27 protein-coding genes and 1 tRNA gene are annotated in these 26235 nt (G+C 62.9%); 15 read left to right on the forward strand and 13 right to left on the reverse strand.

The features are described 5' to 3' along the window. Positions 1-536: 536 nt before the first annotated feature. The 5 genes from clpX to EV664_RS06405 all read right to left on the reverse strand — a co-directional run bounded on the left by clpX (position 537) and on the right by EV664_RS06405 (position 5516). A complete protein-coding gene (gene clpX / locus EV664_RS06385) occupies positions 537-1814 on the reverse strand; it encodes an ATP-dependent Clp protease ATP-binding subunit ClpX (protein WP_133494858.1) in 1278 nt (425 codons plus the stop codon). Between the two features lie 211 nt (positions 1815-2025). Beyond that, a complete protein-coding gene (locus EV664_RS06390) occupies positions 2026-2685 on the reverse strand; it encodes an ATP-dependent Clp protease proteolytic subunit (protein WP_133494859.1) in 660 nt (219 codons plus the stop codon). A 79-nt stretch (positions 2686-2764) separates the two neighbouring features. Continuing rightward, a complete protein-coding gene (locus EV664_RS06395; RefSeq protein WP_133494860.1) occupies positions 2765-3697 on the reverse strand; it encodes a glycosyltransferase family 2 protein in 933 nt (310 codons plus the stop codon). 35 nt (positions 3698-3732) lie between these two features. Continuing rightward, a complete protein-coding gene (gene tig, locus EV664_RS06400) occupies positions 3733-5367 on the reverse strand; it encodes a trigger factor (protein WP_133494861.1) in 1635 nt (544 codons plus the stop codon). 64 nt (positions 5368-5431) lie between these two features. Further along, positions 5432-5516 (reverse strand) — tRNA-Leu (locus tag EV664_RS06405). Positions 5517-5631: 115 nt separating this feature from the next. On the opposite strand from EV664_RS06405, the gene EV664_RS06410 reads away from it, so the two are divergent. The 4 genes from EV664_RS06410 to EV664_RS06425 are packed head-to-tail and all read left to right on the forward strand — an operon-like array spanning position 5632 to position 7212. Continuing rightward, a complete protein-coding gene (locus EV664_RS06410; RefSeq protein WP_133494862.1) occupies positions 5632-5862 on the forward strand; it encodes a hypothetical protein in 231 nt (76 codons plus the stop codon). Positions 5863-5879: 17 nt separating this feature from the next. Next, positions 5880-6089: a hypothetical protein gene (locus tag EV664_RS06415; protein WP_133494863.1), complete on the forward strand. Its 210-nt coding sequence runs from the start codon at positions 5880-5882 to the stop codon at positions 6087-6089. Positions 6090-6100: 11 nt separating this feature from the next. After that, the gene (locus EV664_RS06420; protein ID WP_133494864.1) at positions 6101-6574 is read left to right on the forward strand and encodes an NUDIX domain-containing protein; all 474 of its coding nucleotides are present in this window, start codon (positions 6101-6103) and stop codon (positions 6572-6574) included. A gap of 38 nt (positions 6575-6612) precedes the next feature. Further along, the gene (locus tag EV664_RS06425; protein ID WP_162848782.1) at positions 6613-7212 is read left to right on the forward strand and encodes an SCO family protein; all 600 of its coding nucleotides are present in this window, start codon (positions 6613-6615) and stop codon (positions 7210-7212) included. On the opposite strand, the gene EV664_RS06430 is transcribed toward EV664_RS06425, so the two are convergent. The 6 genes from EV664_RS06430 to gatC all read right to left on the reverse strand — a co-directional run bounded on the left by EV664_RS06430 (position 7209) and on the right by gatC (position 13074). Further along, positions 7209-8171 (reverse strand): cytochrome c oxidase assembly protein, encoded by a 963-nt coding sequence (locus tag EV664_RS06430; protein WP_133494866.1) that lies wholly within the window; start codon positions 8169-8171, stop codon positions 7209-7211. The genes EV664_RS06425 and EV664_RS06430 overlap by 4 nt on opposite strands. 385 nt (positions 8172-8556) lie before the next feature. Beyond that, on the reverse strand, positions 8557-8841 hold the full coding sequence (locus EV664_RS06435; RefSeq protein WP_133494867.1) for a hypothetical protein: 285 nt from the start codon (positions 8839-8841) through the stop codon (positions 8557-8559). Between the two features lie 117 nt (positions 8842-8958). Next, complete coding sequence (locus tag EV664_RS06440; protein ID WP_133494868.1) at positions 8959-9609, reverse strand: peptidylprolyl isomerase; 651 nt, start codon at positions 9607-9609, stop codon at positions 8959-8961. Between the two features lie 99 nt (positions 9610-9708). Continuing rightward, positions 9709-11205, reverse strand: a complete 1497-nt coding sequence (gene gatB, locus EV664_RS06445; protein WP_133494869.1) for an Asp-tRNA(Asn)/Glu-tRNA(Gln) amidotransferase subunit GatB — start codon at positions 11203-11205, stop codon at positions 9709-9711. 100 nt (positions 11206-11305) lie between these two features. Continuing rightward, on the reverse strand, positions 11306-12787 hold the full coding sequence (gatA, locus tag EV664_RS06450; protein ID WP_133494870.1) for an Asp-tRNA(Asn)/Glu-tRNA(Gln) amidotransferase subunit GatA: 1482 nt from the start codon (positions 12785-12787) through the stop codon (positions 11306-11308). Beyond that, complete coding sequence (gene gatC / locus EV664_RS06455; protein WP_133494871.1) at positions 12787-13074, reverse strand: Asp-tRNA(Asn)/Glu-tRNA(Gln) amidotransferase subunit GatC; 288 nt, start codon at positions 13072-13074, stop codon at positions 12787-12789. The genes gatA and gatC overlap by 1 nt, the downstream gene beginning before the upstream one ends. 173 nt (positions 13075-13247) lie before the next feature. Between gatC and EV664_RS06460 the strand changes: the two genes are divergently transcribed. The 5 genes from EV664_RS06460 (at position 13248) to EV664_RS06480 (ending at position 17675) form a co-directional block, all read left to right on the forward strand. Continuing rightward, positions 13248-14372 (forward strand): DUF3089 domain-containing protein, encoded by a 1125-nt coding sequence (locus tag EV664_RS06460; RefSeq protein ID WP_133495064.1) that lies wholly within the window; start codon positions 13248-13250, stop codon positions 14370-14372. 103 nt (positions 14373-14475) lie between these two features. Next, entirely contained in the window at positions 14476-14871 is a 396-nt protein-coding gene (locus EV664_RS06465; RefSeq protein WP_162848783.1) for a DUF4168 domain-containing protein, read from the forward strand. A 105-nt stretch (positions 14872-14976) separates the two neighbouring features. After that, the gene (ruvX, locus tag EV664_RS06470; RefSeq protein WP_133494873.1) at positions 14977-15444 is read left to right on the forward strand and encodes a Holliday junction resolvase RuvX; all 468 of its coding nucleotides are present in this window, start codon (positions 14977-14979) and stop codon (positions 15442-15444) included. Between the two features lie 42 nt (positions 15445-15486). Beyond that, complete coding sequence (locus tag EV664_RS06475; RefSeq protein ID WP_133494874.1) at positions 15487-16476, forward strand: aspartate carbamoyltransferase catalytic subunit; 990 nt, start codon at positions 15487-15489, stop codon at positions 16474-16476. After that, positions 16473-17675 carry a dihydroorotase gene (locus tag EV664_RS06480; RefSeq protein WP_133494875.1) on the forward strand — a complete coding sequence of 401 codons (1203 nt, stop codon included), beginning with the start codon at positions 16473-16475 and terminating at the stop codon, positions 17673-17675. Before EV664_RS06475 ends, EV664_RS06480 begins: the two co-directional genes overlap by 4 nt. A 37-nt stretch (positions 17676-17712) precedes the next feature. On the opposite strand, the gene EV664_RS06485 is transcribed toward EV664_RS06480, so the two are convergent. Further along, the gene (locus EV664_RS06485; RefSeq protein WP_133494876.1) at positions 17713-18915 is read right to left on the reverse strand and encodes an SPOR domain-containing protein; all 1203 of its coding nucleotides are present in this window, start codon (positions 18913-18915) and stop codon (positions 17713-17715) included. Positions 18916-19082: 167 nt separating this feature from the next. Between EV664_RS06485 and EV664_RS06490 the strand changes: the two genes are divergently transcribed. Beyond that, complete coding sequence (locus tag EV664_RS06490) at positions 19083-20045, forward strand: SPOR domain-containing protein (RefSeq protein ID WP_229668149.1); 963 nt, start codon at positions 19083-19085, stop codon at positions 20043-20045. A gap of 7 nt (positions 20046-20052) precedes the next feature. Here the strand turns inward: EV664_RS06490 and serB are convergent, their stop codons facing one another. Further along, complete coding sequence (gene serB, locus EV664_RS06495; RefSeq protein ID WP_133494877.1) at positions 20053-20937, reverse strand: phosphoserine phosphatase SerB; 885 nt, start codon at positions 20935-20937, stop codon at positions 20053-20055. A 50-nt stretch (positions 20938-20987) separates the two neighbouring features. Between serB and miaA the strand changes: the two genes are divergently transcribed. From miaA to EV664_RS06520, 5 genes are all read left to right on the forward strand, one after another. Next, a complete protein-coding gene (gene miaA / locus EV664_RS06500; protein ID WP_133494878.1) occupies positions 20988-21911 on the forward strand; it encodes a tRNA (adenosine(37)-N6)-dimethylallyltransferase MiaA in 924 nt (307 codons plus the stop codon). Between the two features lie 84 nt (positions 21912-21995). Next, entirely contained in the window at positions 21996-23741 is a 1746-nt protein-coding gene (locus EV664_RS06505; RefSeq protein ID WP_133494879.1) for an acetolactate synthase 3 large subunit, read from the forward strand. A gap of 94 nt (positions 23742-23835) precedes the next feature. Continuing rightward, positions 23836-24351 carry an acetolactate synthase small subunit gene (ilvN, locus tag EV664_RS06510; protein WP_133494880.1) on the forward strand — a complete coding sequence of 172 codons (516 nt, stop codon included), beginning with the start codon at positions 23836-23838 and terminating at the stop codon, positions 24349-24351. Between the two features lie 101 nt (positions 24352-24452). Continuing rightward, on the forward strand, positions 24453-25472 hold the full coding sequence (gene ilvC / locus EV664_RS06515) for a ketol-acid reductoisomerase (RefSeq protein WP_133494881.1): 1020 nt from the start codon (positions 24453-24455) through the stop codon (positions 25470-25472). 104 nt (positions 25473-25576) lie between these two features. Next, positions 25577-26194: a YceI family protein gene (locus tag EV664_RS06520; RefSeq protein ID WP_133494882.1), complete on the forward strand. Its 618-nt coding sequence runs from the start codon at positions 25577-25579 to the stop codon at positions 26192-26194. Positions 26195-26235: the final 41 nt, after the last annotated feature.

The raw sequence follows: 26235 nt of genomic DNA on the forward strand, positions 1-26235 counted from the left end.
ACCGTAGCGGCCCACGCCGTCGGCCCCGGCCTCCGCCGGGGCGACGCATGGGGTTAACGGATTATATGCCCCGCGCTTTTCCACAATCGTCGCCCCGGCAAAGGCCGGGGCCACAAACGTCTGCCCTAATACCAGGCTGCGTTGATGTGCACCTATTCGCGTATTGCGATCCTCGCCAATAGTCGTCACCCCAGCGAAAGCTGGGGTCTGCGGGAGGCTTGGGGAAAACCGAGCCGCGCACCTGCAGCAGATGCCAGCTTGCGCTGGCATGACGGCGGGGGATGGGTCGCCATCCATGCAGCTCGGTATAACGCGCACCACGCCGTCGCCCCGGGGCAGGCCGGGGCCGCTACCGTCTGCCACAACCGAACCCGAACCCGCTTTTGCGGGGAGCGCAGCGACAATGCCGAACCATGAAGGGGCGCCGCAATCCGGAACCGCACGCGCGCGTCGCTCCGGATCACCGCAAAACAAAAGGGCCGAAGCATCCCTGCGGTGCTTCGGCCCTCTCAGACGGTCAATCCGCCGTCATCAGGTCAGGCAGCGTCCCCGCCGCCCGATCCGGCTTTCTTCTTTTCGGCATAGACGCGGACGGGTTCCTTGCGGCCCTCGACCACATCCTTGTCGATCATCACTTCATCGACGCCGTCCATGCCCGGCAGGTCGAACATGGTGTCGAGCAAAATGCCCTCGAGGATCGACCGAAGCCCGCGCGCACCGGTCTTTCGATCGATCGCCTTTTTCGCGATCGACACCAGCGCATCGTCGTTAAAGCCCAGATTGACCCCTTCCATGTCGAACAGCTTGCCATATTGCTTGACCAGCGCGTTCTTCGGTTCGGTCAGGATCTTGATGAGCGCATCCGAATCCAGATCCTCCAGCGTCGCGATCACCGGCAGGCGACCCACAAATTCGGGGATCAGGCCGAATTTCAGCAGATCCTCCGGCTCGACCTGACGCAGCACTTCGCCGGTGCGACGCTCGTCGGGCGAAGCGACATAGGCGCCGAAGCCGATCGACTTGCGCTGCAAGCGGTCGCCGATGATCTTGTCCAGCCCGGCGAACGCACCGCCGCAGATGAACAGGATGTTCGTCGTATCGACCTGCAAAAACTCCTGTTGCGGATGCTTGCGCCCACCCTGCGGCGGGACCGAGGCGACAGTGCCTTCCATCATCTTCAGCAGCGCCTGCTGCACGCCCTCGCCCGAAACGTCGCGGGTGATCGACGGGTTCTCCGCCTTACGGCTGATCTTGTCGATTTCATCGATATAGACGATGCCGCGCTGTGCACGCTCAACATTGTAATCCGACGCCTGAAGCAGTTTCAGGATGATATTCTCGACATCCTCGCCGACATAGCCCGCTTCGGTCAGCGTCGTGGCATCCGCCATGGTGAACGGCACATCGAGGATGCGCGCCAGCGTCTGGGCGAGCAGCGTCTTGCCGCAGCCCGTGGGGCCGACGAGCAGAATGTTCGATTTGGCGAGCTCGACATCGGCACCCTTCGCGCCATGGTTGAGCCGCTTGTAATGATTGTGCACCGCAACCGACAGGACGCGCTTCGCCTGCTTCTGACCGATGACATAATCGTCCAGAACGTCGCAGATTTCCTGCGGCGTCGGAACGCCGCCGTCCTTTTTCGACACCAGTGCCGACTTGGTTTCTTCGCGAATGATGTCGTTGCACAGCTCGACACATTCGTCGCAGATGAAGACGGTGGGGCCGGCGATCAGCTTGCGCACCTCGTGCTGGCTCTTGCCGCAGAAAGAGCAATACAAAGTGCTCTTCGAGTCGCCACCGCTCAATTTCGTCATAAAATCCGTACCTTTTCAGTCCGGTATTGTGGCCGCGAAGGACGATTTGGACACCGCCCCGGCGACCGGCCGGACTCGCTTACTTTACCCGACACCTTTGCGTGTCGATAGCCAATATGTCTATCCGATGATTGGCAAACAACCCGTTACACTGCAATAGCGCGCGGCACGAAGCGAAAGCTTGTTCGCCTCCGAGCCGCGCGCGCCATGATCAGCTGTCCGAAGACGGGGTCGGGGTCGTCGAACCTTCGTCCTTACCCGGGGCGGGGCGCTTTTCATATACTTCGTCGACGAGACCGAATGCTTTGGCTTCATCGGCTTCGAGGAAGGTATCGCGGTCCATCGCCTTTTCGATCTTTTCGAGCGGCTGACCGGTATATTTGCAATACAGATCGTTCATCCGGCGGCGAATGCGCAGGATTTCCTTCGCCTGAATCTCAATATCCGACGCCATGCCCTGTGCGCCTCCCGACGGCTGATGCACCATGATTCGGGCGTTGGTCAGCGCCACGCGCATGCCCGGTTCCCCGCTCGCGAGCAGGAAGCTGCCCATCGATGCTGCCTGGCCGATGCACACCGTGCCGACGCGCGGGCGGATATATTGCATCGTGTCGTGGATCGCCATGCCGGCCGTGACCACGCCGCCCGGCGAGTTGATGTACATCCAGATATCCTTGGTCGGATTTTCCGATTCCAGGAACAGAAGCTGGGCAGTGATGAGAGACGCCATCTGGTCCTCGACGCCGCCGGTCACGAACACGATCCGCTCGCGCAGCAGGCGCGAATAGATGTCGAAGCTGCGTTCGCCGCGGCTCGACTGTTCGATCACGATCGGAACGAGGGCATTCATGGGGTCGAAATTGTTCTGCATAAAATCCCGCTCGGTTGATTGGCCCGGCCAACATCGGCGCTCAGGCCGCGCGGCGCAAGGGGCCACGAAAAGGATGCGTTCAAACGCCCGGCGGCGGCTGCGCGAGATAGGCAAGCCTGCGCACCTCACGCCGCCCGCGCACCACGGTATCGAGGATCAGCCCGGTGAACAGGTTGAGCGCGGCGAGCAGCATCAGGCCGGTCGCAAGGATCGCGGTGGGAAAGCGCGGCACCAGCCCGGTCTGCGCATAGGTCAGCAGCAGCGGAACCGCGAGGATGATCGCCGCCAGCGCCAGCGCCCCCGCAATCGCGCCGAAAAACAGCATCGGCTTTTCTACGCGGTAGAGCGTCAGAATCGTCCGGACGATCCGCAAGCCGTCGCCATAGGTGCTGAGCTTCGACTCCGAACCTTCGGGCCGGGCGAAATAGCGCGTCTCCACCTCACCCACCGGCATTTTCAGCTCCAGCGCATGAACGCTGATCTCGGTCTCGATCTCGAACCCGCCGGTCAGTACCGGAAAGCTCTTCACGAACCGGCGGGAAAACACGCGGTAACCCGAAAAAATGTCGGTGAAGCTGCGTCCGAACAGCCGTGCGAGCAGCCCGGTCATCATCCGGTTGCCGGTGACATGGCCGCGGCGATAGGCGGCCGCTGCCTCATGCACGCGCGATCCCACCACCATATCGAGCCGCCCGGCGATCAGGCGTTCGACCATTTCGGGAGCAGCCGCCGCATCATAGGTCGCGTCGCCATCGGCCATGACATAGATATCGGCATCGACATCGGCGAACATGCGCCGCACGACATTGCCCTTGCCCTGACTGCGTTCGGACCGGACGATCGCTCCCGCTTCGGCAGCGCGCTCACGCGTATGATCGCGCGAATTATTGTCATAGACATAGATGGCCGCGCCCGGCAGCGCGGCGCGGAAGGCGGCGACCGTCTGCGCGATCGCCGCTTCCTCATTATAACAGGGCAGGAGCACCGCGACGCGCGGCGTGTCGTCGGTCATGGCTCCCGCCCCGATTCGATTCCCTTAATCCGGGATCAGTCTTCCTTCTTGGCAGCAGCCTTCTTGGCCGGCGCCTTCTTTGCAGCGGGCTTGGCTTCGCCGTCATCCGCCTTTTTGGTCGCTGCCTTTTTGGCCGGAGCCTTTTTCACCGGCTCAGCCGCTTCGGCATCGTCAGCCTTTTCCGCCGCCTTTTTGGCAGTTGCCTTCTTTGCGGGCTTTTCTTCTTCGGCGGGCTTTTCGTCAGCAGCCGCATCTTCAGCCTCGTCGGCCTTCTTGGCAGCTGCCTTCTTGGCCGGAGCCTTTTTCTTCGCGGCGGGCTTCGCCTTTTCGCCTTCGGCTTCGTCCTCGGCCTCGATCGCAGCTTCCAGCTCTTCGCGGGTTACTTCGCGATCGGTGATGTCGGCCTTTTCGAACAGGAAGTCGACGACCTTGTCCTCATAGAGCGGCGCGCGAAGCTGAGCAGCAGCCATCGGCTCCTGCTGAACATACTGCATGAACCGCTCACGGTCTTCGGGGCCGTACTGCTGCGCTGCCTGCATGATCAGGCGGCTCATTTCCTGCTGGGTTACTTCGACGCCATTCGCCTGACCGATTTCGGACAGGAGAAGGCCCAGACGCACGCGGCGCTCGGCGATCGAACGATATTCGTCGCGATCGTTTTCGAGTTCCTGCTTCGCGGCTTCCGGATCTTCCTCATGGCTCGCTTCATGCTCGAGCTGGTGCCAGATCTGCTGGAATTCCTGCTCGACCATGGTCGGCGGAACCGGGAAGTCATGACCGGCAGCGAGCTGATCGAGCAGCTTGCGCTTCATGTGCGTGCGGGTGAGGTTGTTGAGCTCCTGCTCAATCTGCCCCTTCATCAGCCCGCGAAGCTGTTCCAGGCTCTCAAGGCCCAGATTCTTGGCGAATTCGTCGTCGACCTTGGTTTCGCCCGCAACCTTCACTGCCTTGATGGTGAGGTCAAACGTCGCTTCCTTACCGGCCAGTTCCTTGGCGCCATAATCTTCGGGGAAGGTGACGGTGATCGTCTTTTCCTCACCAGCCTTCACGCCGACGATCTGATCTTCGAAGCCGGGGATCAGGCGGCCCGAACCGATTTCGACCGCCATGTCTTCACCGGTGCCGCCGTCAAAGGGCGTGCCGTCGACCTTGCCGACGAAATCCATGACGACCTGATCGCCTTCCTTCGCCTTGCGCGTCTTGGGCGCATCCTCGAACTGCTTCTGCTGGCTGGCAAGCTGTTCGAGCTGCTCGTCAATCACCTTTTCATCGGCGGGGACCGTCAGACGTTCGAGCGTCAGCCCGTCGATCGAGGGCGTGGGAACGTCGGGAAGCACTTCCAGCTCGACCGCGATTTCCGCGTCGTTGCCCGGCTCATAGCCATCCTTCAGCTCGACCGAAGGCTGCATCGCGGGGCGCAGCTTGTGCTCGGCGATCAGCGAATCGATGCCTTCACGAATCGAGGCGTTGAGCGCGTCCTGCGCAAGCGCTTCGCCGTGCATCTTGCGGATCAGGTTCGCGGGCACCTTGCCGGGCCGGAAACCGGGCATCCGCACCTGCGGAGCGACGCGCTTCACCTCTGCATCGACCTTTTTGTCGATATCCTTGGCGGTGATCGTCATGGTGTAGGCGCGCTTCAGGCCTTCGTTCAACGTCTCGACAGTCTGCATTCCCACGCTTTCAATAAAATTCCAGGATCTTTTTGGCAGGCGTCGCACTCACAGGGGCGGAAACTGGTGCGGGCGAAGGGACTCGAACCCCCACATCTTTCGATACTGGAACCTAAATCCAGCGCGTCTACCAGTTCCGCCACGCCCGCTTACGGACTCCGCCGGTCGGCGGGGTCTATAGCAGTCATATGCTTTGGGGCAAGTGTCCCGAAACTCATGGCCGCTTCCGTGCGTTTTTATCGGTCGAACGCAAGGAGATGCCCAATGTCCGATCAACCCGTGCCGGAGCCGTTTCCGCTTCCGGGCGAACATCCGGCCGAAACGCCGGTTCGGCCATCGCCCGAACCGACCCGCGCCCCGCCCGAAACGCCGGGCCATCCCGATCCCGGTCAACCGGGCGCGCCGCCGCCGGAAATCGCGCCGCCCGGCCCCGATATCGATATTCCCGATCCCGGTCCGGCGACGACACCAACCCCTACCCAGCCGATGGATTAATTTCTAAAGGAGCCGATATGTCTGATCCGAAACGCGACCCCTTCCCCGCCGATGAAGACCAGAAAGACGATCGCACCGACATCGAACAGATTGTCGAGGCGCGATCCGACGCAGTGAAACGCGGCGAAGGCGGCGAGGAGCCGGAGACATTCACTGATCCCGGCCTGCCCGACGGCGTCGGCGGTACCGGCGGCGTAGTGAAGAATCAGGACCGCGACGCCCAGTGACTTGTCGCTGAATGGCGCTTGCCCATCGCATCGTCGCGCGCGCGTTTCGTGCGTGGTTCTGGCTTCGCCGACCGCGCACGATCGGCGTGCGCGCGCTGCTCGTCGATCCGCATGGACGCATCGCGCTCGTCCGGCACCATTATACCCGCTTCTGGTATCTGCCGGGCGGCGGCGTGAACCGCAATGAGGATATGGGAAGCGCCGTGCAGCGCGAAGTGGCCGAGGAGGTCGGCATCGATGACGCGCCGATCGTCACGATTGCGGGCGTCTTTCACAATCGCCGCGAATATAAGGACGATCATGTCGTGCTGTTCGTGATGATGGTCGATGCGGATGCCGCCGCCCGCCTCCATGCCGCCGATCGCCGTGAAATTGCGGAGGCACGCTGGTTTGCACCCGACGCGCTGCCTGATACCGTGTCGCCCGCCACACGGCGCCGGATCGCGGAATATCAGCGCGGCGCAACCGGCCTCGGGACGTGGTAAAGGCTGGTATGCGGCCGATGCAAAGGCTAGGAAGCGGCATGAAATCCCTGGGCTTCGTGCTTCTCCTCCCGATCGCGCTCACCGGCTGCTCGAGCGGCGGCAGCGGCTGGCATGGCACCAATATCACCGGCAGCGTCCCCTCGCTCGCCTTTGACATGAAGCGGGCGGATACGGGCGCGAATGTCGATGGCGAAGATTTTCGCGGCGACGTCACCGCGCTGTATTTCGGCTATACCTATTGCCCCGATATCTGCCCGATGACGCTGTCCAATATGGGCCGCGCGCTCCAGCGCATGGGCGATGCGGCAAAGAATGTCCGCGTCCTGTTCGTCACCGTCGATCCCCGGCGCGACACCCCGGCGGAGGTGGAGAAATATGTGAAGGCGTTCGGCCCGCAATTTGTCGGGCTGACCGGCAGCGAAGATCAGCTGGCGCGCGTCGCAAAGCGCTATCGTGTCGCCTATTCGGTCTCCCCCGATCCCGATCCGGCGAAATATGAAGTGACGCATAGCAGCGCGCTGTTCATTTTCGACCGCCATGGCGAGGCCCGGCTGCTCGAAAATTCGCTATCGACCGACAAGCCCGATATTGCGGGTGTCGCCGACGATTTGACCCGACTGGTCCGCGAAAAGGATTAACGCCCGGTCCAGCCGCCGCTCGACACGCCGCCTTCGGGCGCGGGAGAGAGGCGCTCCTGTTCGCGGCGCATCGCGTTCAGGACGCAGATCAGGCCGATGACGCTCATCATCGCGGGCGGTATCCACACGATTCCGCCGCCCAGCCGCTGGTCCGACAGCGCATCGATGCCCGGATAGAGCCGCCCGCACCACGCATAAAAACCGTACAGATCGCGGTCCGCAAAGGCGATGATCGCCCCGCCGGCGATTTGCGGAAAGATGATGCCGACGCACATTGCGGCGCGCATGCCGAAACTGTTTCCCGCCGCTTCCCGCCCGCGGGGATCAAGCACCACTGCCCAGAAGAGCAGCCCGTCGACCACCATCGACCAGTTCATCACCGTGTAGAGCCCCGGATCGAGCATCGCGACGAAATGGACCGGCGGCCAGAGCCATAGCGCGATCAGGCCAAGGAAAAAGGCGATCGCGATTTCCGGCTGGCGAAAGAAACCTATGATCCGCCCGACATAGCGGTGCCGCGCGACGCGCCGGGCGGGCTCCGGCATCCCGGCGATGATCGTCTCCCACGGCCATGCCAGCGCGATCAGGAACGGGCCGAGATGGTGCATCACGACATGCTGCACTCGGTTGAGGAAGAACATATGCTGCGCCGCATATTCGAAATGTGTCTGAAGCACTGCCCAGATCAGCGCCATGCCGCTGAGGAACAGGATCGTTCGCCCTGCGCCGATCGGCACCCGGGCAAGGCCGCGCAGGAACCACCAGAGCGTGAAACCGGCGGCAAGGAACCATAAGGGCGAAAAGTCCCACGGCGCCCAGAAGGGCATCCATGAGGCGCGATAATGCGACAGCGCCCACAGCACGCACATCGCCGACAGCAACGCAGCGATGCCGGGCAGGTCGCCATGCCGCCGCGCCGCAGCGGCCAAACCGGATTGCATAGAAAATTCGGGCTTCACCGCACTTTTCTACACGGGCCGCAAGGCAAGCGCAAAGCCGGTGGCGTATTCCGGATGGCAGTAATACCAAACTGCATCAATGGCGAGCCATCCCCCGCCGTCATGCCGGCGCAAGCCGGCATGTGCTGCAGGTGCGCTGCTCGGTTCTCCCCAATCGCCCCGGAGACCCCAGCTTTCGCTGCGGTGACGACGGGTGACGAGGATCGCAATACGCGGATAGGTCCACATAATCGCAGCCGGGTATAAGCGTAACTCACGGGTCGCATCGTCATCGCGAGGCGTGCAGCGACGAAGCAATCTCACGATACGCACGTCGCGTCACGATAGCCGCCCGCTTGAGGCGCGCGCGACGACTATGCTTCAACTGCCTCGATGCACCCTGGTATCAGTCAGCGCTATCGCTATCGGGCACAGGTGGCGCATTCGCCTGCCCCTTCGCATCGCCCTGATCGCGATAGCGGCCCATTTCCTCGATCTGCTGCGCAGTCATCCCGGCATAAGCGGCGCGCGCCGCGTCGGAGATTGATACGATCACATCGGGGATTTCGGCGGTGCGGATATCGTCCTTGCCGCGAATGACATAGGCGGTATCGAAAAAAGGGCGAACCTTTACATAATCGACCATGAAAGCGGGATCATTGGCAATAGGTCGGGTCCCGTCAGCTGACATATACAGCTCCACTTCGATCAGATGCCCGCCTGATGCCCCGGAGTATACCGCAAATCGAAGCGCCGGTTAATATCGTAATCGACCCAATCCGGCCGTTAACCACGAATTGCGATTACGCTATTGCGCGATTCGCTTCGCGCTGAGAATCGTCACCGGATCGTCGGGCATTTCGCCCCTGAACGCACCGCGATCGTTCTTCTCCGGATCGACCGGCTGGTCGAGAATATGGATCAGGACATCGCGCCCCTCGACCACCTTTCCGAACGCGGCATAGCCCAGATTATCGCCCGGCGCGTCGGGATGTGCGTCGAAAGAGGGCCGCTGATCGCCGACCGTGATCGTGAATTCGCCCTGTGCAGTGTCGGGTTTCAGCCGCGGCATTGACAGCGTGCCGTCGGTGTGATGCAGGCCCGTCTCGGTCGTCGGTTCATGCTTAATCGGCGGAAACAGCTTTTTGGGATTGGTCTGCATCCCGAACTGAACGAAGCCGAATTCCGTATCGACCTTCACCACGCGATAGAATTTCGCGCCCTTCATCCGCCCCGAATCGACATAATGCAGGAAATTCTTCGCCGTGATTGGCGCGTCTTTCGTATCGACCGCAACCACCATCCGGCCCGCGCTGGTATCCAGCTCGACGCGCGGCCATCCGGCATAGGGGTCGGGCAGGCCCTTGACCGGGGCCGTCTGCTCCAGCTCCTGCGCCAGCGCAGCGGTGCCGCCAAGCCCCAGCAGGACCGCCGCCAACAGGGTCACCGTCAATCGCATCGCACCTCTCCGAACCCGGGATCGAGGTGAACCGAAGCAGACGAAATCCTACTTGTCCACCCCCGCCCTCTTTTCGATCGGAGGACGGGGGCGACTAGCTCAGCCCAGCGCCTTTTTCAGCAGTTCGTTGACAACCTGCGGATTGGCTTTGCCCTGCATCGCTTTCATCGTCTGACCGACGAAGAAGCCGAACAATTTGTCCTTGCCGCCGCGATAATCGGCGACCTTGTCGGGATTGGCCTCCAGCACCTTGGCGATTTCCGCCTCGATCGCGCCGGTATCGCTGGTCTGTTTCAGACCCTTTTCCTCGACGATCTTCGCAGGTGCGTCGCCGGTTTCGAGCATGATCTCAAGCACCTGCTTGGCGATGCTGCCCGAAATCGTGCCGTCGCCGATCAGGCCGAGCAATTCGGCACCGCGTTCGGGGCTGACCGGGCTGTCTTCGATATCCTTGCCCAGCCGGTTGAGCGCGCCAAACAGTTCTGAAATCAGCCAGTTGGACGCCGCCTTGGCGACTTCCGCTTCGCCCTTTTTCTGGACGCGCGCGCTTTCGGCGAGCAGCGCCTCGAACCAGCGCGCGGTGTCCGCGTCCGCCGTCAGCACCGCTGCATTATAGGCGGACAGGCCAAGCTCGCTTTCATAGCGGCCACGCTTGGCATCGGGCAGTTCGGGAAGCGTCGCGCGGCATTCGTCGAGAAACGCATCGTCGAGCACCAGCGGCAGCAGGTCGGGATCGGGGAAATAGCGATAGTCATGCGCGTCTTCCTTCGACCGCATCGACCGCGTCTCGCCCTTGTCGGGGTCGAACAGCCGCGTTTCCTGAACGATCCGTCCGCCGCTTTCCAGCACATCGACCTGACGCTGCGCCTCCTGCTCGATCGCCTGCATCACGAAGCGCACTGAATTGACGTTCTTCGTCTCGGTCCGGGTGCCGAGTTCACCGCCCGGTTTGCGCACCGAGACATTGACGTCGGCGCGCATCGACCCCTGATCCATATTGCCGTCGCACGATCCGACATAGCGCAGGATCGACCGCAGCTTGGTGAGATACGCGCCCGCTTCCTGCGGCGAGCGCATATCGGGGCGGCTGACGATTTCCATCAGCGCCACGCCCGAGCGGTTGAGGTCGACATAAGAGCGCGTCGGATGCTGATCGTGCATCAGCTTGCCCGCATCCTGTTCGACATGGATGCGCTCGACGCCGATTTCCTTGACTTCGGAATCGGGGTCTTTTTCATCGAGCTGCACGGTGATCACGCCCTCACCCACCAGCGGGTGGTAGAGCTGTGAAATCTGATAGCCCTGCGGCAGATCGGCGTAGAAATAATTCTTGCGATCGAAGCGCGACCATTTGTTGATCACGGCATTGATCGCCATGCCGGTACGCACCGCCTGACGAATGCATTCGCGGTTGGGCACGGGCAACATGCCGGGCATCGCCGCGTCGATCAGGCTGACCTGCGTATTCGGCTCGGCCCCGAACGCGGTCGGCGCGCCCGAAAACAGCTTTGCGTTCGACGTGACCTGCGCATGGACTTCAAGGCCGATCACGACCTCCCATTCGCCCGTCGCGCCCTGAATGCGGTAATTGCTCATCGCTTTGTTTCCGTTCGGGCTGAGCCTGTCGAAGCCCTGCCCTTCTTCCATAAAAGAGTACCGCCCTTCGACAAGCTCAGGGCGAACGGTGAGATAAGGCTCACCACCAGGCTTCCGGCCGTGCGGTGAACCCGGCGCGCTGTTCGAGCGCCAGTCCGGCATTCAGCACGCTTTGCTCGTCCATCGCCTTGCCGATGATCTGAAGCCCCAGCGGCAGGCCCTGCTTGTCCAGACCGCCCGGCACGCTCATCGCCGGTAACCCGGCAAGGCTCGACGGCACGGTGAAAACGTCGTTCAGATACATGGACAGCGGATCGGTCGTCTCCCCGAGCCCGAACGCGGCGCTCGGCGCGGTGGGGGTGAGCAGCAGGTCGCACTCGATCCACGCATTTTCGAAATCCCGCGCGATCAGCGTGCGAACCTTCTGCGCCTGCGTGTAATAGGCATCGTAGAAACCGGCGCTCAACACATAGGTGCCGATCATGATGCGGCGCTTCACCTCATCGCCAAAGCCCGCAGCGCGCGTCGCGGCATACATGTCCTGCAGCCCCGCCCCATCGGGCAGCTCGCGCTGACCGTACCGAACCCCGTCATAGCGCGCGAGGTTCGATGACGCCTCGGCAGGCGCGATGATGTAATAGGCAGGAAGCGCATATTTGGTGTGCGGCAGCGACACCTCGACGATTTCCGCGCCCGCATCCTTCGCCCAGTCGATACCCTGCTGCCACAGCGCTTCGATCTCCGGCGACATGCCATCGCTTCGATATTCCTTCGGAATACCGACCCGCTTGCCCGAAAGGTCGGCGTTCAGACCGGCCTCCCATTTCGGCACCGGCGCATCGAGCGAAGTCGCGTCCTTGGGATCGAAGCCCGCCATCGCCTCCAGCAGAATCGCGCAATCGGTGACGTCGCGCGCCATTGCGCCCGCCTGATCGAGCGAGCTGGCAAACGCGATCACGCCCCAGCGCGAACAGCGGCCATAAGTCGGCTTGATGCCAGTAATGCCGGTAAAGGCAGCGGGCTGGCGGATCGAACCGCCGGTATCGGTGCCGGTCGCCGCCGGGCACAGCCGCGCCGCGATCGCCGCCGACGAACCGCCCGACGATCCGCCGGGGGTCAGCGGTGCATTGCCGCCGCCTTCACGCCGCCAGGGCGACACGACATTGCCGAACGCGCTGGTTTCGTTGGACGAACCCATCGCGAACTGGTCCATGTTGAGCTTGCCCAACATCCCCGCGCCCGCGTCCCAGAGCCGCTGCGATACGGTGGACTCATAAGGCGGTTTGAAATCTTCCAGAATATGGCTGGCGGCTGCGGCCTGCACACCCTTTGTGCAGAACAGATCCTTCATGCCGATCGGAACGCCTGCCAGCGGGGCGAGCGTATCGCCCTTTGCCCGCGCGGCATCGGCGGCGTCTGCCGCTGCGATCGCATGGTCGGGCGTTTCGACGAGGAAAGCGTTCAGCGATTTCGCCTTTGCCACCTGCGCAATGAACGCATCGGCGGTTTCGCGGGCGGAGAACTCGCCCGAACGGATACCGTCGCGAAGCGCTTTTACACCAAGATCAGTAAGCTCGCTCATTATTCGATCACCTTCGGCACGGCGAAAAAGCCATGCTCTGCCTGAGGCGCGTTGGCGAGAACGTCGTCGCGGACATTGCCGTCGGTTACGACGTCTTCGCGCAGGCGCAGCGTATTGGGAATGACGGCGGTCATCGGTTCGACATTCGACGTGTCGACCTCCCCCAATTGCTCGACCCAGCCGATGATATTGTTGAGTTCCGGCACAAGGCGCTGAGCCTCGTCCTCACTGATCGCAATACGGGCGAGCGCAGCGATCTTTTCCACGGTTGCTTTGTCTACGGACATGCACGGTCCGCTAGCACCGGGCCCGCGCGCCGCGCAACGCTATTTACGCGAAGAAAGAGCGAAGCGACGCCTTTTCCGGGCCCTATGCTTGCATCCTTAGCCCATAGCGGCCAGCATGGCGGTGCCGTGCGCGGCTCCTGTCGCATGGTACCGCACCATCGATGGAGAGCCCGCTGGCCCGGAAATTCCTGTATGTCGTCGCGATTCTCATTGTGCTGACTCTGGCGGCGGCCTTTGCCTATCGCCTGTTCGGCGGCGCGATCCTGCGTCAGGTCATGGTGCCGTCCACTGCGTTCACACCGCAGGCGGCGACCGCTTCCGACGCCTATCGCGCCCCCGCTATGTGGATCGCCCGGCCCGACAAGCCGAACAATCCGGCACTCTGGACTCCGGAGGGATACAGTCCGGCGAAAAATCCGCCGGCGGCGGTGTTCTTCATCCACCCGACCTCGTTCCTTAAACGCAGCGCGTGGAACGCCCCGCTCGACGATCCCGAAGCCAATGCCCGCGCCGAACTGTTCCTGCGCGGTCAGGCGAGCGCGTTCAACGCCGTCGGCGATATCTGGGCACCGCGCTATCGTCAGGCGACGTTCGGTGCGTTCCTGACCGATAAGCAAAGCGCCGACGCCGCGCTGAACCTTGCCTATGGCGATGTCGAAGCGGCGTTCGAGGAATTCTTGCGCGAAGTCGGCCCCGACCGCCCGATCATCCTTGCCGGGCATAGTCAGGGCGCGCTCCACCTCACCCGCCTGCTGCGCGACCGGGTGGCGGGAAAGCCGCTCGCGAAGCGAATCGTCGCTGCCTATGTCGTCGGATGGCCGGTATCGCGCACCGCCGACCTGCCCGCGCTGGGTCTGCCCGAATGCAAGACGCCCGATCAGACCGGGTGCATCTTGTCGTGGGAAAGCTTTGCCGAGCCCGCCGATCCGCAACTCATCTTCGATACGTTCGATGCGCATCCGGGACTGGACGGATCGCCGCGCAAGGATACGCCGCTGGTCTGCACCAATCCGATTACCGGAAAAGCCGACGATACCGCGCCTGCCGAGGCCAATCTCGGCACCCTGTACCCGTCTTCCGACCTTAAATCGGCGGAGATCATCGCTGGGCGCGTGCCTGCGCGATGCGGCGGGCGCGGTTTGCTGCTGATCGGCGATCCGCCCGATGTCGGGCCTTATGTTCTTCCGGGCAATAATTACCATGTTTTCGATTATTCGCTCTTCTGGGCGAATATCCGCCAAGATGCCGGGCTGCGCATGCAAGCTTTCGGCACCGGCAGGGGCGATAAAATCGAGTGAATACTCCTGCCGACGCGCGGAGAGCACGGATCGTCACGGAATAGATTGAACCTTGGAAAGGATACGCACATTTCGCGTATCCCCTGTTATTGGGAGAATGAGTATGAAAACGATGATTACTTCCGCCCTGATCGCCACCGGCCTGACGCTCGGTGCACCGCTCGCCGCCGCGCAGACGAGCACCGATCAGTCGGCCCCTGCGCAATCGACCACCGAACCGACGACCCCGGCCACGCCCGGCGGCACCATGAACGCCGGCGCGACCGTCAGCGACGCCGAAGTCACTGCATTCGCGCAGTCGGCGGCCGAAATTCAGAAGGTGCAGGAGGACACCGCCCTTGCCGATGCCGACAAGCAGAAGCAGATGGTCGAAATCCTCGAAAAGCACAGCCTGACGCCGCAGCGGTTCAACGAAATCGCTCAGACCATGCAGTCGGATCAGGCGCTTCAGGAGCGCATCCGCACCGCGATGCAGGCCAACGCTTCTACAGCAGGCTGATCGGTCAAGCGACCCTTTCGAACGGGCGGGCCATCGCATCGGCGGCGGCCCGCCTGTTCTTTTGCGCATCGACAGCCGGGCGCTCCTCACCGTACAGCGGGGCGCATGATCACCAACTTCGCTCCGGACTATCGTGCCGCCCTACCCGATGGCGGACGCCTGCTCGGCCTTGATGTCGGCACAAAGACGATCGGCACGGCGCTGTGCGATGCGGGATGGAGCTTTGCCACCCCCGCGACGCTCATCCGGCGCGGTAAATTCTCGCGCGATAAGGCGGTGCTCGTGGATATGACGATAAAGCAGTTCGTGAAGGGGCTGGTCATCGGCCTCCCCCTCAACATGGATGGCAGCGATTCGCCGCGCACCCAGTCGGTGCGCGCTTTCGCTCGCAATATGGAGGATCTGAACCTCCCCATCCTCCTCTGGGATGAACGCTGGTCGACCGCGGCGGTCGAACGCGCGATGATCGAACAGGATACCTCGCGCGCGCGCCGTGCCGAGAAAGTCGATAACGCGGCCGCCGCCTATATTCTGCAGGGCGCGATCGACAGTCTGGTCGCTGGCGGGCTCTAACCCCTTGCCTCGCCCGCGCTGCGGGATTAGCGAGCCGCTTTAATGTCAGCATCCGATCACAACCCCGGTGCCGTCCTGAACGGCAGCGAAGCCTTCCCGCACCGGCACCTCACCGGCATTGCCGGGTTGCAGCCGCATGAAATCACCTTTCTGCTTGATGAGGCAGAGCGATGGGCACAGGCGAACCGCGCGCGCCAGCCCAGCGATCACCGCCTTGACGGCATTACGCAGATCAACGCCTTTTTCGAAAATTCGACGCGGACTTTGCTGTCGTTCGAAATTGCCGGCAAGCGGCTCGGCGCCGATGTCGTAAATATGGCGGTCGCGCAATCGAGCGTGAAGAAGGGCGAAACGCTGATCGACACCGCGATGACGCTGAACGCGATGCGTTCGGACGTCATCGTCATCCGCCATTCGAGTTCGGGCGCGGTGCAGCTTATCGCGAGCAAGGTCGATTGCCCCGTGCTGAATGCAGGCGATGGCTGGCACGAACATCCGACACAGGCGCTGCTCGATGCGCTGACGATCCGGCGGCGGCGCGGCAGCGTGCATGGCCAGCGCGTGGTGATTTGCGGCGACCTGATGCACAGCCGGGTCGCGCGATCGAACATTCTTGCGCTGACCGCTTTGTCGGCTGAGGTACGCGTCGTTGCCCCCTCCACCCTGATGCCGCCTGCGATCGAAGCGATGGGAGTCACCGCCTTTTCCGATTTCGATGCGGCGCTGGAGGGCGCGGACGTGGTGATGATGCTCCGGCTTCAGAATGAGCGCATGTCGGGCGCGTTCATCCCGTCGACGCGCGAATATCATCTTCGCTACGGCCTGACACCCGAACGGCTTGCACGGGCGAAGGAAGACGCGCTGGTCATGCATCCCGGCCCGATGAACCGGGGCGTTGAAATCGCATCCTCGGTTGCGGATCACCCGGAGCGCTCGGCGATTAACGAGCAGGTGGAAATGGGTGTGGCGGTGCGCATGGCCTGTCTGGACATTCTGACGCGAAAGGCGCGCGGCGTGGAGGGTTGGGCATGAACTATCGCTTCACCAATGCACGCATCGTCTGTCCCGAAGGCGGGGAACGGACCGGCAGCCTGCATGTCAGCGATGACGCAATCGTTGCGGATGGCGACGGCGAGGCAATCGACCTTGGCGGAAAGCTGCTCGCCCCGGCCATCGTCGATCTGGGCGTGTTCGCGACGGACAAGGCCGCCTTTGCAAAGGGCGGTATCGCGCGGATCGGCCTGATGCCCGATCAATCGCCGGTGCTCGACGATCCCGGCATTGTTCAGCGCGCCGCCGCGATGGGAAAGCCGGAACTGTGGGTCCATCCGATCGCTGCCGCGACCAAGGGGCTGGATGGGCTGGACCTTGCCGAAATGGCGATCTTTGCAGAAGCGGGCGCGCGCGCCGTCGCCACCGGACGCCGCTGGATCGCCGATTCGGGCGTGATGCGCCGGGTGATGGGCTATGCCCGCGATTGCGGTCTGACGCTGATCATTCACGCAGAGGATAGCGGTCTGACCAACGGCGCTGTCGCCACCGAAGGCGAAACGGCGACCCGGCTCGGCCTTCCCGCTGCGCCTGCCATCGCTGAAGCGCTCGCCGTCGCGCGCGACCTTGCGCTGGCCGAGGAGACCGGCGCTGCGATCCATTTCCGTCAGGTGACGACTGCGGGCGCGCTCGACCTGATCCGCCGTGCAAAGGCGCGCGGGATCGCCGTTACCTGCGGCATCACCCCGCCGCATCTGTATCTCTCCGACATCGATATCAGCGATTACCGCACCTTTGCCCGCCTCTCCCCGCCTTTGCGCAGCGAAGCGGATCGTCAGGCGGCGCGCGAAGCGCTTGGCGACGGAACGATCGATGTTCTGTGTTCGGGCCATGACCCGCGCGGGCCGGAGGAAAAGCGCCTGCCCTTCGCCGATTCGGCGCCGGGTTCGGCGGGCGCGGAAACACTGCTCGCGCTCGGGCTTGGGCTGGTGCGCGACGAGGTGGTTTCGATCGAGCGGCTGTTCGCGCTGCTATCGGCCAATCCGGGCCGCATTCTGGGTCTGGACACCGGGACGCTACGCCCCGGCAAGCCCGCCGACCTGATCATGGTCGATCCCGATTCGCCCTGGCGGATCAGCGCCGATGCGATGGCCGCAAGCGCTGGCAACACGCCGTTCGACGGTCTGCCGGTTCAGGGCAAGGTGCTGCAATTGTGGAAAGGCGGCGTTCGCATCCGCTGAATGCGCCGCGATAGCGACCGCTCGCTGCTGTTCGAAATCAGCGAGCGGCTAGCTGCGAATCCGGTTGCGCTGCCCAGTCGGCAAGGCGCTCGCCCGCATCGGCGCGGACGAAGCAGTGCCCGCCATCGGCGCGAATACGGGTGCACATGCGCGTGGCTTCATCACGCGCAAAGCCGCCGACCGACAGACGATAGAAATCGCGCCCGTCGATCGAGACATGCGCGCCCATCGGTTTCAGCCGCCCGATCGCGGCATGGCGCGCGATGATCCGCTGCCAGGCGGTTTCCGCCATGTCTGCATCGCGAAACGCACCGAGCTGAACAAAATAGCGTCCCTGCCCGGTGTTCGGCTGCGCCGCGACTGGCTGCACGACTTCCGCCCGGTCGGCGAAACGGATCTCCGCAGCTTTCGGTTCAGCCGGCACCACCGGCGCCTGGGCAGCGGGTTCAGGACTGCTCAATATCGCGACCGCTACAGGCACCGCCTGGCGGGTGAGCGCGAGCCGCTCCGGCTGCCCCGGATCATCGGCGGGCGTCACCTTCAGCAACGCCGCAACCCGGTCACGCCCGCTATCCGCCTTTGCCAGTTCCGCCCATTGCGCCAGGCGCGCATCAAGATCGGTCGGCGAAATATCGATCGACGCGATCGCCTTCGCCTCGCGCCAATGCCCGGTCAGGGCGAGCGCGAGCGCCAGATTCTGGCGCGCGGTCGCGCTTGCCCTCGGTCCGTGTGCAGCCGCGCTCAGGATCGGAATGGCGCGCTCGCCATCCCCGGCCAGCGCGAGCGCAAGACCCAGATCGCCCGGCACGATATCCGCGCCATGCGTCGTCAGCACCGAAAGCGCGCCCTCCTGATCCCCCGCCGCGATCCGCGCAAGCGCGAGGTTCAGCGCAGCCTCCCCATCGCGGGGCGCAAGCGACAGCGCATCGTCGAGTGCAGCCTCAGCCGACCGGAAGCGCCCCGCCTTCAGATAGGATTTGCCCAGCAACGCGCGATAGTCCGCGCGGTCGGGATCGGCTGCCACCGCCTGCTCCGCCGCAGCAATCGCGCGCTGCACCCTTCCCGCCGCGAGCGAGGTTCTCGCCCGGTTCGCCGGATCCGCACCTTCCTCTGGCGCCGTTGCATGATTGCTTCCGGCATCTGCGACGCCTTTCGACGAAGCGGCGCAGCTCGTCGCCGATCCGATCAGCAACGCCGACAGGACGATGCGGCTTGCCGATAGCAGTGCCGATTTGTGCATATTTGCCCCGAAAGCTTCGTAAATTTATACCTCCCTCCTAGCCATTGCCGCGTATAGAACTGGTTAACGCGCGACCTTTTACGAAAGCGGAACGCGATTTGCCGTTTGCGAAAGCTATATCGCGCTACAGGGGCTTCGACTTGGTTTCACACACGTACAGGCGGTCAATGAGCGAAAAGCAGGCCATGCGAACAGGCGTCGCCGCGTTGCTCCTGATCGCGCTCGCGTCCCCTTTTACCGCCTCTGCCGATGTGAAGGCGGGCGTCGAGGCGTGGCAGCGCGGTGACTATGCCGCCGCGATCGCGCAATGGCTTCCGGCGGCGGAACATGGCGATGCCGATGCGCAGTTCAATCTGGGTCAGGCCTATAAACTGGGACGCGGCGTTCCGCGCGACCTGAAAATCGCGCAGGGCTGGTATCGCAAGGCTGCGCTTCAGGGGCATTGGGAAGCGCAGGCCAATTACGGTCTCGCATTGTTCGAAAATGGCGATGTCGACGAATCGCTGCCCTGGCTGATCGGATCGGCACAGCGCGGGGAATCGCGGGCGCTATATGTTCTGGGCACGCTATATTTTAACGGCGTTCATGTGCGGCGCGACTGGGTGCGTGCCTATGCGCTGATGGCCCGCGCGGCAGCCGCGGGCCTGCCCCAGGCGTCGACGACGCTGAACGATATGGACAAATATCTCGCCTTTTCCGACCGGCAGCAGGGTCTGTCGCTAGCCCGCGATACGGCATGGAAACCGCCTGAGGACCAGCCGCTGTCCCGACAAGCGTCGAAACAGCCGCCGCCAACGGACACCGACGCGGTCGTTGCTGCAAAGCCGACACCGGCCGTCCAGCCGGTCTCGACCGCGCCTGCCCCGCCGTCCACCGACGCATCGAAAGCCCCTGCCCCGCCTTCGAACCCCGCCGGCGATTGGGCGATCCAGCTCGGCGCGTTCGGAGAACCCGGCAACGCACCCCGGCTGTGGCAGTCGGTCCGATCGCGCTTTCCGGACCGAAACGTCCGCTATGCAAAGACCGGCAAGCTCACCCGCGTGCTGGTCGGTCCCTTTGCGACCCGCGCCGGGGCGCAGGCGGCGTGCGAAAAGACCAGTCCCTGTTTCCCGGTCCGCTGGAACGATTAAGGGCCGCTCAGTCGGCCTCCACCCAGTCAGCGCGCGCGATTCCCTGCGCATAGAGCAGCGCGGTGAGGTCGGTGTGATCGATCCGCGCACCCGCCGCTGCCGCGACTACCGGCTTGGCATGGAAGGCGACGCCAAGCCCGGCAAGGCGGATCATGTCGAGATCGTTCGCCCCGTCGCCCACGCACAGCGTCGCTTCATCGGGGAGTGCCAGTTCGCGCCGCGCATCGACCAGCGTGCGCTGCTTGGTCGAGGCATCGACAATCGGCCTGGCGACCTTACCGGTGAGCGCGCCGTCGGCGATTTCCAGCCGGTTGGCGATCACCCGGTCGAACCCGATCCGATTTGCCACCGGCTCGGCAAAATGGGTGAAGCCGCCCGATACGAGGATCGCCGTCGCCCCGCCGGCGCGCATCGTCTGCACCAGCGTGCGGGCACCGTCGGTCAGCGTCACCCGCTCGTCGAGGCACTGGCGGATCGCATCGGCCGACAGTCCTTCAAGCAACGCGACGCGTTCGTCGAGCGCCTGCGCGAAATCCAGCTCGCCGCGCATCGCCTTTTCGGTCACCTCGGCGATCCGCTCCTTGATCCCGGCATAATCGGCAAGTTCGTCGATGCATTCGACCGTAATCATCGTCGAATCCATATCGGCGACCAGCAGCTTCCTGACCCGCCCGGCAATCGGCTGAACCACCACATCGGTGCCGGGCAGCGCTCCCTCCAGCGCGAGCCGCGCCGCATCGGGTCGCGCCCCGAATGCGATATCGGCGGCATAGCCCTCATCGATCCAGCCCCAACCTTCGGACAGACAGCCGCTATTGGCGAGCCGCGCCTCTGCCGCAGAAATATCGGGCGCGCTGAGCGTTCCCTTTGCTATCAGCGTGGCGATGAACATGGCGATCCTTTCAACTTTCGCAGCCTGGGCCGTGCCGGTGAGGCGGGACCATGGCTGACCCCCTGCCCCGCGTCGCGCTCATCGCAGGGCCGACGGCAAGCGGCAAGTCCGCACTCGCGCTGACGCTCGCCGAGGCGCATCGCGGTACCGTTATCAATGCTGACAGCGCGCAGGTCTATCGCGATCTGCGCATTCTCTCCGCCCGCCCTTCCCCTGAGGAAGAAGCGCGCGCGCCGCACCGATTGTTCGGCCATGTCGACGGCGCACAAAGCTATTCCGCAGCGCGCTGGGCCAGCGAAGCGAAAGAGGAGATTGCGCAGGCGCATGCCGCCGACCGCCTGCCGATTCTGGTCGGCGGCACCGGCATGTATCTGCGCACGCTGATCGACGGCATCGCCCCCGTGCCGGAAATCGACCCGCAAATTCGGGAGGAAATCCGCACGCGCCCCGTGGCCGATAATTACCGCCTGCTGCAAAGCGCCGATCCGACGGCTGCGGAACGGCTCCGCCCCACCGACACCACGCGTATTGCCCGCGCGCTGGAGGTAGTGAACTCGACCGGGCGCACGCTTGCCGACTGGCAACAGGCGAAAGTGGGCGGAATCGGGGATTCAATCACCCTGCTCCCCATCATCCTGCTTCCCGATCGCGCATGGCTGACCGAACGCTGCGATCGCAGATTCGCGATGATGGTGGAGCACGGCGGGGTGGAAGAAGCAATGACGCTGGCCGCGCGCAACGATGTTCCGGCGGATGCTCCGGTTCGCCGCGCGATCGGGGTGCCGCAGATCATCGACTGGCAGAGCGGCAGAATATCGAAAGAAGAAGCAGTTGCAGAGGCTCAGGCGGCAACGCGGCAATATGCCAAGCGCCAATATACTTGGTTTCGCAATCAGCCGCCGCCGGAATGGCAGCGGCGAACCGAGACAGAAACAATCCAATTGAAGGTGATATTTGAAACTATATTTTTCTGATTTGGGTTGACGCATAAGTTTTATGTCGTTAGCGGCATCCGTCCCGCCATGCTATTGCGTGTGCGAAATACAAGGAGACCGAACATGACCGAGAAGAATGGAGCCGATATCCTGGTCGAGGCGCTGTGCGATCTCGGCGTGGACGTTGTCTTCGGCTATCCCGGCGGTGCGGTCCTGCCCATTTACGACGCGCTGTTTCAGCACCCCCGAATCCGCCACATTCTGGTGCGCCACGAACAGGCCGCGACCCATGCGGCGGAGGGCTATGCCCGCGCGACGGGAAAGCCCGGCGTTGTGCTCGTCACCTCCGGCCCCGGCGCTACGAATGCAGTCACCGGCATCACCGACGCGCTGATGGATTCGATTCCCATGGTCGTCATCACCGGTCAGGTGCCGACGAGCCTGATCGGTACCGACGCCTTTCAGGAGGCCGATACGGTCGGCATTACGCGCCACTGCACCAAGCATAATTATCTGGTCAAAAGCCCGGAGCAGCTTGGCAATATCGTGCATGAAGCGTTTCACATAGCGACATCCGGCCGCCCCGGTCCGGTCGTGGTGGACATTCCCAAGGATGTTCAGGTCGCCAGCGCACGCTATTCGAAACCCGGCCCGATCCAGCACAAAACCTATCGCCCCGCGCTGAAGGCCGACAAGGCGCAGGTCGAACAGGCGGTCGATATGCTGGCCGCGGCCGAGCGTCCGATTTTCTATACCGGCGGCGGGGTGATCAATTCAGGCCCGGCAGCGTCACAGATCCTGCGCGAACTGGCGCGGATCACCGGCGCCCCGGTGACTTCGACGCTGATGGGTCTCGGCGCGTTTCCGGCTTCTTCGGACCAGTGGCTCGGCATGCTGGGCATGCACGGCACCTATGAAGCCAATATGGCGATGAACAAGGCCGATCTGATCGTCTGTCTGGGCGCGCGCTTCGATGATCGCGTGACCGGACGGCTCGATGCCTTCTCGCCCGAATCGAAGAAGATTCATGTCGATATCGACCGGTCGAGCGTGAACAAAAATGTCCGCGTCGATTTGCCCGTGATTGCCGATGTCGGCCATGTGCTGGAGGATATGGTCCGTATCTGGAAAAGCCGTCAGCTCAAAAAGCCCGATTTCGGCGACTGGTGGCGGCGGATCGAGGGCTGGCGTCAGACGCAGTGCCTCGATTTTCCCGAAGCCGACGACGCGATCATGCCGCAGCGCGCAATCCGCGCGCTTTGGGAAGCGACGAAGGACAAGGCGCCGATCATCTCCACCGAAGTGGGCCAGCATCAGATGTGGGCGGCTCAGCATTTCGGCTTCGAAGCGCCGAACAAATGGCTGACCTCCGGCGGCCTCGGCACCATGGGCTATGGCCTGCCCGCCGCGATCGGCGCGCAGCTCGGCAATCCGAAGGCGCTGGTGATCGACATTGCCGGTGAAGCGTCGATCCAGATGAACATTCAGGAGCTGGCCACTGCCACGCAGTATCGGCTGCCGGTCAAAATCTTCATTCTGAACAATGAATTCATGGGCATGGTGCGCCAGTGGCAGGAACTGACCTATTCGAGCCGCTACTCCGAAAGCTATAGCGATTCGCTGCCCGATTTCGTGAAGCTTGCCGAAGCCTATGGCTGGAAGGGCATCCGTATCGAAAAGCGCGATGCGCTGGAGGATGGGATCGCCGTGATGCTCGCGCATGAGGGGCCGGTTATGGTCGATTGCCGGGTGGCGAAGCTCGCCAATTGCTTCCCGATGATTCCCAGCGGCGCGGCGCATACCGAAATGCTGCTTCAGGCGAATGAGGTGTCGGGCACGATGGACGACGAAGCAAAGGCACTGGTGTAATGCCAGCCTCTCCGAGCGTCCCGGCGCAGGCCGGGACCGCCCTGATTTGCCATTTCCCCACGGCTCCGGCTCGCGCCGGAGCGACGAGGTAGTCATGCACCTGAAAGAAGAAACCCGCGAACGGCACACGCTTGCCGTCATCGTCGACAATGAACCCGGCATTCTGGCGCGCATCGCCGGCATGTTCACCGCGCGCGGTTACAATATCGAATCGCTTACCGTGACCGACATCAGCGAAGATGATCTGGTCAGCCGGATCACCATCGTCACCTCGGCCAGCCCGCATGTGATGGAACAGATTATTGCGCAGCTCGACCGGCTGATCCCGGTGCACAAGGTAATCGACCTCACCGTGCTGGGCGAGCATGTCGAACGCGAGCTTGCGCTGGTAAAGGTCGTCGGGCGCGGCGAGCATCGTATCGAGGCGCTTCGCCTCGCCGATGTTTATCGCGCGCGCGTTGTCGATGCGACGATCGAAAGCTTTGTGTTTGAAGTGACCGGCGGCAGCGAAAAGATCGACAAGTTCGTCGAACTGATGCGCGAAGTCGGGCTTGTCGAAGTCGCACGAACCGGCATCGTCGCCATTTCCAGAGGGAAAGACGCAGCCTGATCCCGTCCCAATCCTTTCCCGACAATCGGGAACCACACCCAATAGCGCCGGTCGATCGCATCATTCGTCCGCGCCGACATGACGAAGGGAAATAGAAGAACATGCGTGCCTATTATGATCGTGACGCCGATCTGAACCTGATCACTGACAAGAAGATCGCGATCCTCGGCTATGGCAGTCAGGGCCATGCCCATGCGCAGAATCTGCGCGACAGCGGCGTCAAGAATGTCGCGATCGCACTGCGCCCCGGCTCGCCCAGCGCAGTGAAGGCAGAAGATGCCGGCTTTCAGGTGATGAGCAATTCGGAAGCGGCCGAATGGGCCGATATTCTGATGATCCTTGCCCCCGACGAACATCAGGCAGGTATCTGGGACAGCGATCTGAAGGGCAAGATGAAGCCCGGCAGCACGATCGCCTTTGCCCATGGCCTCAACGTCCATTTCGGCCTGATCGAACCGCCTGCGGACATTGACGTGATCATGATCGCTCCCAAGGGCCCCGGCCACACGGTGCGCAGCGAATATAAGCGCGGCGGCGGCGTTCCCTGCCTGATCGCGATCCATCAGGACGCAACCGGCAATGCGCACGACGTGGCGCTTGCTTATGCCAGCGGCGTCGGCGGCGGTCGCAGCGGCATCATCGAAACCAATTTCAAGGAAGAGTGCGAAACCGATCTGTTCGGTGAGCAGGCGGTGCTGTGCGGCGGCATCACCCACCTCATCCAGGCCGGGTTCGAAACGCTGGTCGAGGCGGGCTATGCCCCCGAAATGGCCTATTTCGAATGCCTGCACGAAACCAAGCTGATCGTCGATCTGCTCTATGAAGGCGGCATCGCCAATATGCGCTATTCGATCAGCAACACCGCTGAATATGGCGACATCACCACCGGCCCGCGGATCATCACCGACGAGACGAAGGCCGAGATGAAGCGGGTCCTTGCCGACATTCAGTCGGGCCGCTTCGTCAAGAATTTCGTGCTCGACAATCGTGCGGGCCAGCCGGAACTGAAGGCCAGCCGAAAGGCTGCGGCCGCGCATCCGATCGAACAGGTCGGCAGCGAATTGCGCGCGATGATGCCGTGGATCGGCGCAAACAAGCTAGTGGACAAGGAAAAGAACTGATCCAATCGCTTTTCGCAAACGGATCGTTTCCTAATTTGCGTTTTTCATGGCGGGCGTTGCCGGATACGGTGACGCCCGCTTTTTATTTAACGGGAGACCTACGAATGCGCCGTACCGCCCTTGCCATCGCGCTCGCGCTCAGCGCAGCCCCCGCCCTCGCGCAGACCGTTCCCGCCGACATTCCGGGCAAAGGTTCGGTCAGCGATGTCACCGCCGGAACCTATATGGTCGAGCCCGGCCATACCCAGGTCGAATTCACCGTCGGCCATATGGGCATTTCGCCCTTCACCGGCGTGTTTTCGAACGCCGAAGGCAGCATGACGCTCGACCCCGCCAATCTTTCAGCGACAAAGCTGAACGTTTCGATCCCGATCGACAGCGTTCAGACGACAAGCGCAAAGCTTACCGAGGAACTGAACAGCGCCGAATGGCTCGACGCCGCGAAATATCCGAAAGCGGAATTTCGCTCGACCAGCGTTACGAAGACCGGTGCGGATACCGCCAATATCGCCGGCAACCTTACGCTGCACGGCGTGACCAAACCGGTGACGATCAAGGCGAAATTCTACGGCGCGGCAATGAACCCGATGAGCAAGAAAGCCAGCATCGGCTTTGTTGGCACCACCACGATCAAGCGCTCGGAATTCGGCGTGGACAAATATGTCCCGCTTATTTCCGATGAAACGGTGCTGACCATCCACGCAGCGTTCGAAAAGCAGTAAAACAGAAAATCCGGGTGCACCGGCGGCGCGTGTGGCGCGTC

Origin of the sequence: Stakelama pacifica, assembly GCF_004361835.1 — a bacterium.
GTDB lineage: Bacteria > Pseudomonadota > Alphaproteobacteria > Sphingomonadales > Sphingomonadaceae > Sphingomonas > Sphingomonas pacifica.

What these genes read in the sequence shown, in the direction of transcription:
- clpX (WP_133494858.1), bottom strand. Translation starts at nt 1,814, where the DNA reads ATGACGAAATTGAGCGGTGGCGACTCGAAGAGCACTTTGTATTGCTCT.
- EV664_RS06390 (WP_133494859.1), bottom strand. Translation starts at nt 2,685, where the DNA reads ATGCAGAACAATTTCGACCCCATGAATGCCCTCGTTCCGATCGTGATC.
- EV664_RS06395 (WP_133494860.1), bottom strand. Translation starts at nt 3,697, where the DNA reads ATGACCGACGACACGCCGCGCGTCGCGGTGCTCCTGCCCTGTTATAAT.
- tig (WP_133494861.1), bottom strand. Translation starts at nt 5,367, where the DNA reads ATGCAGACTGTCGAGACGTTGAACGAAGGCCTGAAGCGCGCCTACACC.
- EV664_RS06410 (WP_133494862.1), top strand. Translation starts at nt 5,632, where the DNA reads ATGTCCGATCAACCCGTGCCGGAGCCGTTTCCGCTTCCGGGCGAACAT.
- EV664_RS06415 (WP_133494863.1), top strand. Translation starts at nt 5,880, where the DNA reads ATGTCTGATCCGAAACGCGACCCCTTCCCCGCCGATGAAGACCAGAAA.
- EV664_RS06420 (WP_133494864.1), top strand. Translation starts at nt 6,101, where the DNA reads ATGGCGCTTGCCCATCGCATCGTCGCGCGCGCGTTTCGTGCGTGGTTC.
- EV664_RS06425 (WP_162848782.1), top strand. Translation starts at nt 6,613, where the DNA reads ATGAAATCCCTGGGCTTCGTGCTTCTCCTCCCGATCGCGCTCACCGGC.
- EV664_RS06435 (WP_133494867.1), bottom strand. Translation starts at nt 8,841, where the DNA reads ATGTCAGCTGACGGGACCCGACCTATTGCCAATGATCCCGCTTTCATG.
- EV664_RS06440 (WP_133494868.1), bottom strand. Translation starts at nt 9,609, where the DNA reads ATGCGATTGACGGTGACCCTGTTGGCGGCGGTCCTGCTGGGGCTTGGC.
- gatB (WP_133494869.1), bottom strand. Translation starts at nt 11,205, where the DNA reads ATGAGCAATTACCGCATTCAGGGCGCGACGGGCGAATGGGAGGTCGTG.
- gatA (WP_133494870.1), bottom strand. Translation starts at nt 12,787, where the DNA reads ATGAGCGAGCTTACTGATCTTGGTGTAAAAGCGCTTCGCGACGGTATC.
- gatC (WP_133494871.1), bottom strand. Translation starts at nt 13,074, where the DNA reads ATGTCCGTAGACAAAGCAACCGTGGAAAAGATCGCTGCGCTCGCCCGT.
- EV664_RS06465 (WP_162848783.1), top strand. Translation starts at nt 14,476, where the DNA reads ATGAAAACGATGATTACTTCCGCCCTGATCGCCACCGGCCTGACGCTC.
- ruvX (WP_133494873.1), top strand. Translation starts at nt 14,977, where the DNA reads ATGATCACCAACTTCGCTCCGGACTATCGTGCCGCCCTACCCGATGGC.
- EV664_RS06475 (WP_133494874.1), top strand. Translation starts at nt 15,487, where the DNA reads ATGTCAGCATCCGATCACAACCCCGGTGCCGTCCTGAACGGCAGCGAA.
- EV664_RS06480 (WP_133494875.1), top strand. Translation starts at nt 16,473, where the DNA reads ATGAACTATCGCTTCACCAATGCACGCATCGTCTGTCCCGAAGGCGGG.
- EV664_RS06485 (WP_133494876.1), bottom strand. Translation starts at nt 18,915, where the DNA reads ATGCACAAATCGGCACTGCTATCGGCAAGCCGCATCGTCCTGTCGGCG.
- EV664_RS06490 (WP_229668149.1), top strand. Translation starts at nt 19,083, where the DNA reads ATGAGCGAAAAGCAGGCCATGCGAACAGGCGTCGCCGCGTTGCTCCTG.
- serB (WP_133494877.1), bottom strand. Translation starts at nt 20,937, where the DNA reads ATGTTCATCGCCACGCTGATAGCAAAGGGAACGCTCAGCGCGCCCGAT.
- miaA (WP_133494878.1), top strand. Translation starts at nt 20,988, where the DNA reads ATGGCTGACCCCCTGCCCCGCGTCGCGCTCATCGCAGGGCCGACGGCA.
- EV664_RS06505 (WP_133494879.1), top strand. Translation starts at nt 21,996, where the DNA reads ATGACCGAGAAGAATGGAGCCGATATCCTGGTCGAGGCGCTGTGCGAT.
- ilvN (WP_133494880.1), top strand. Translation starts at nt 23,836, where the DNA reads ATGCACCTGAAAGAAGAAACCCGCGAACGGCACACGCTTGCCGTCATC.
- ilvC (WP_133494881.1), top strand. Translation starts at nt 24,453, where the DNA reads ATGCGTGCCTATTATGATCGTGACGCCGATCTGAACCTGATCACTGAC.
- EV664_RS06520 (WP_133494882.1), top strand. Translation starts at nt 25,577, where the DNA reads ATGCGCCGTACCGCCCTTGCCATCGCGCTCGCGCTCAGCGCAGCCCCC.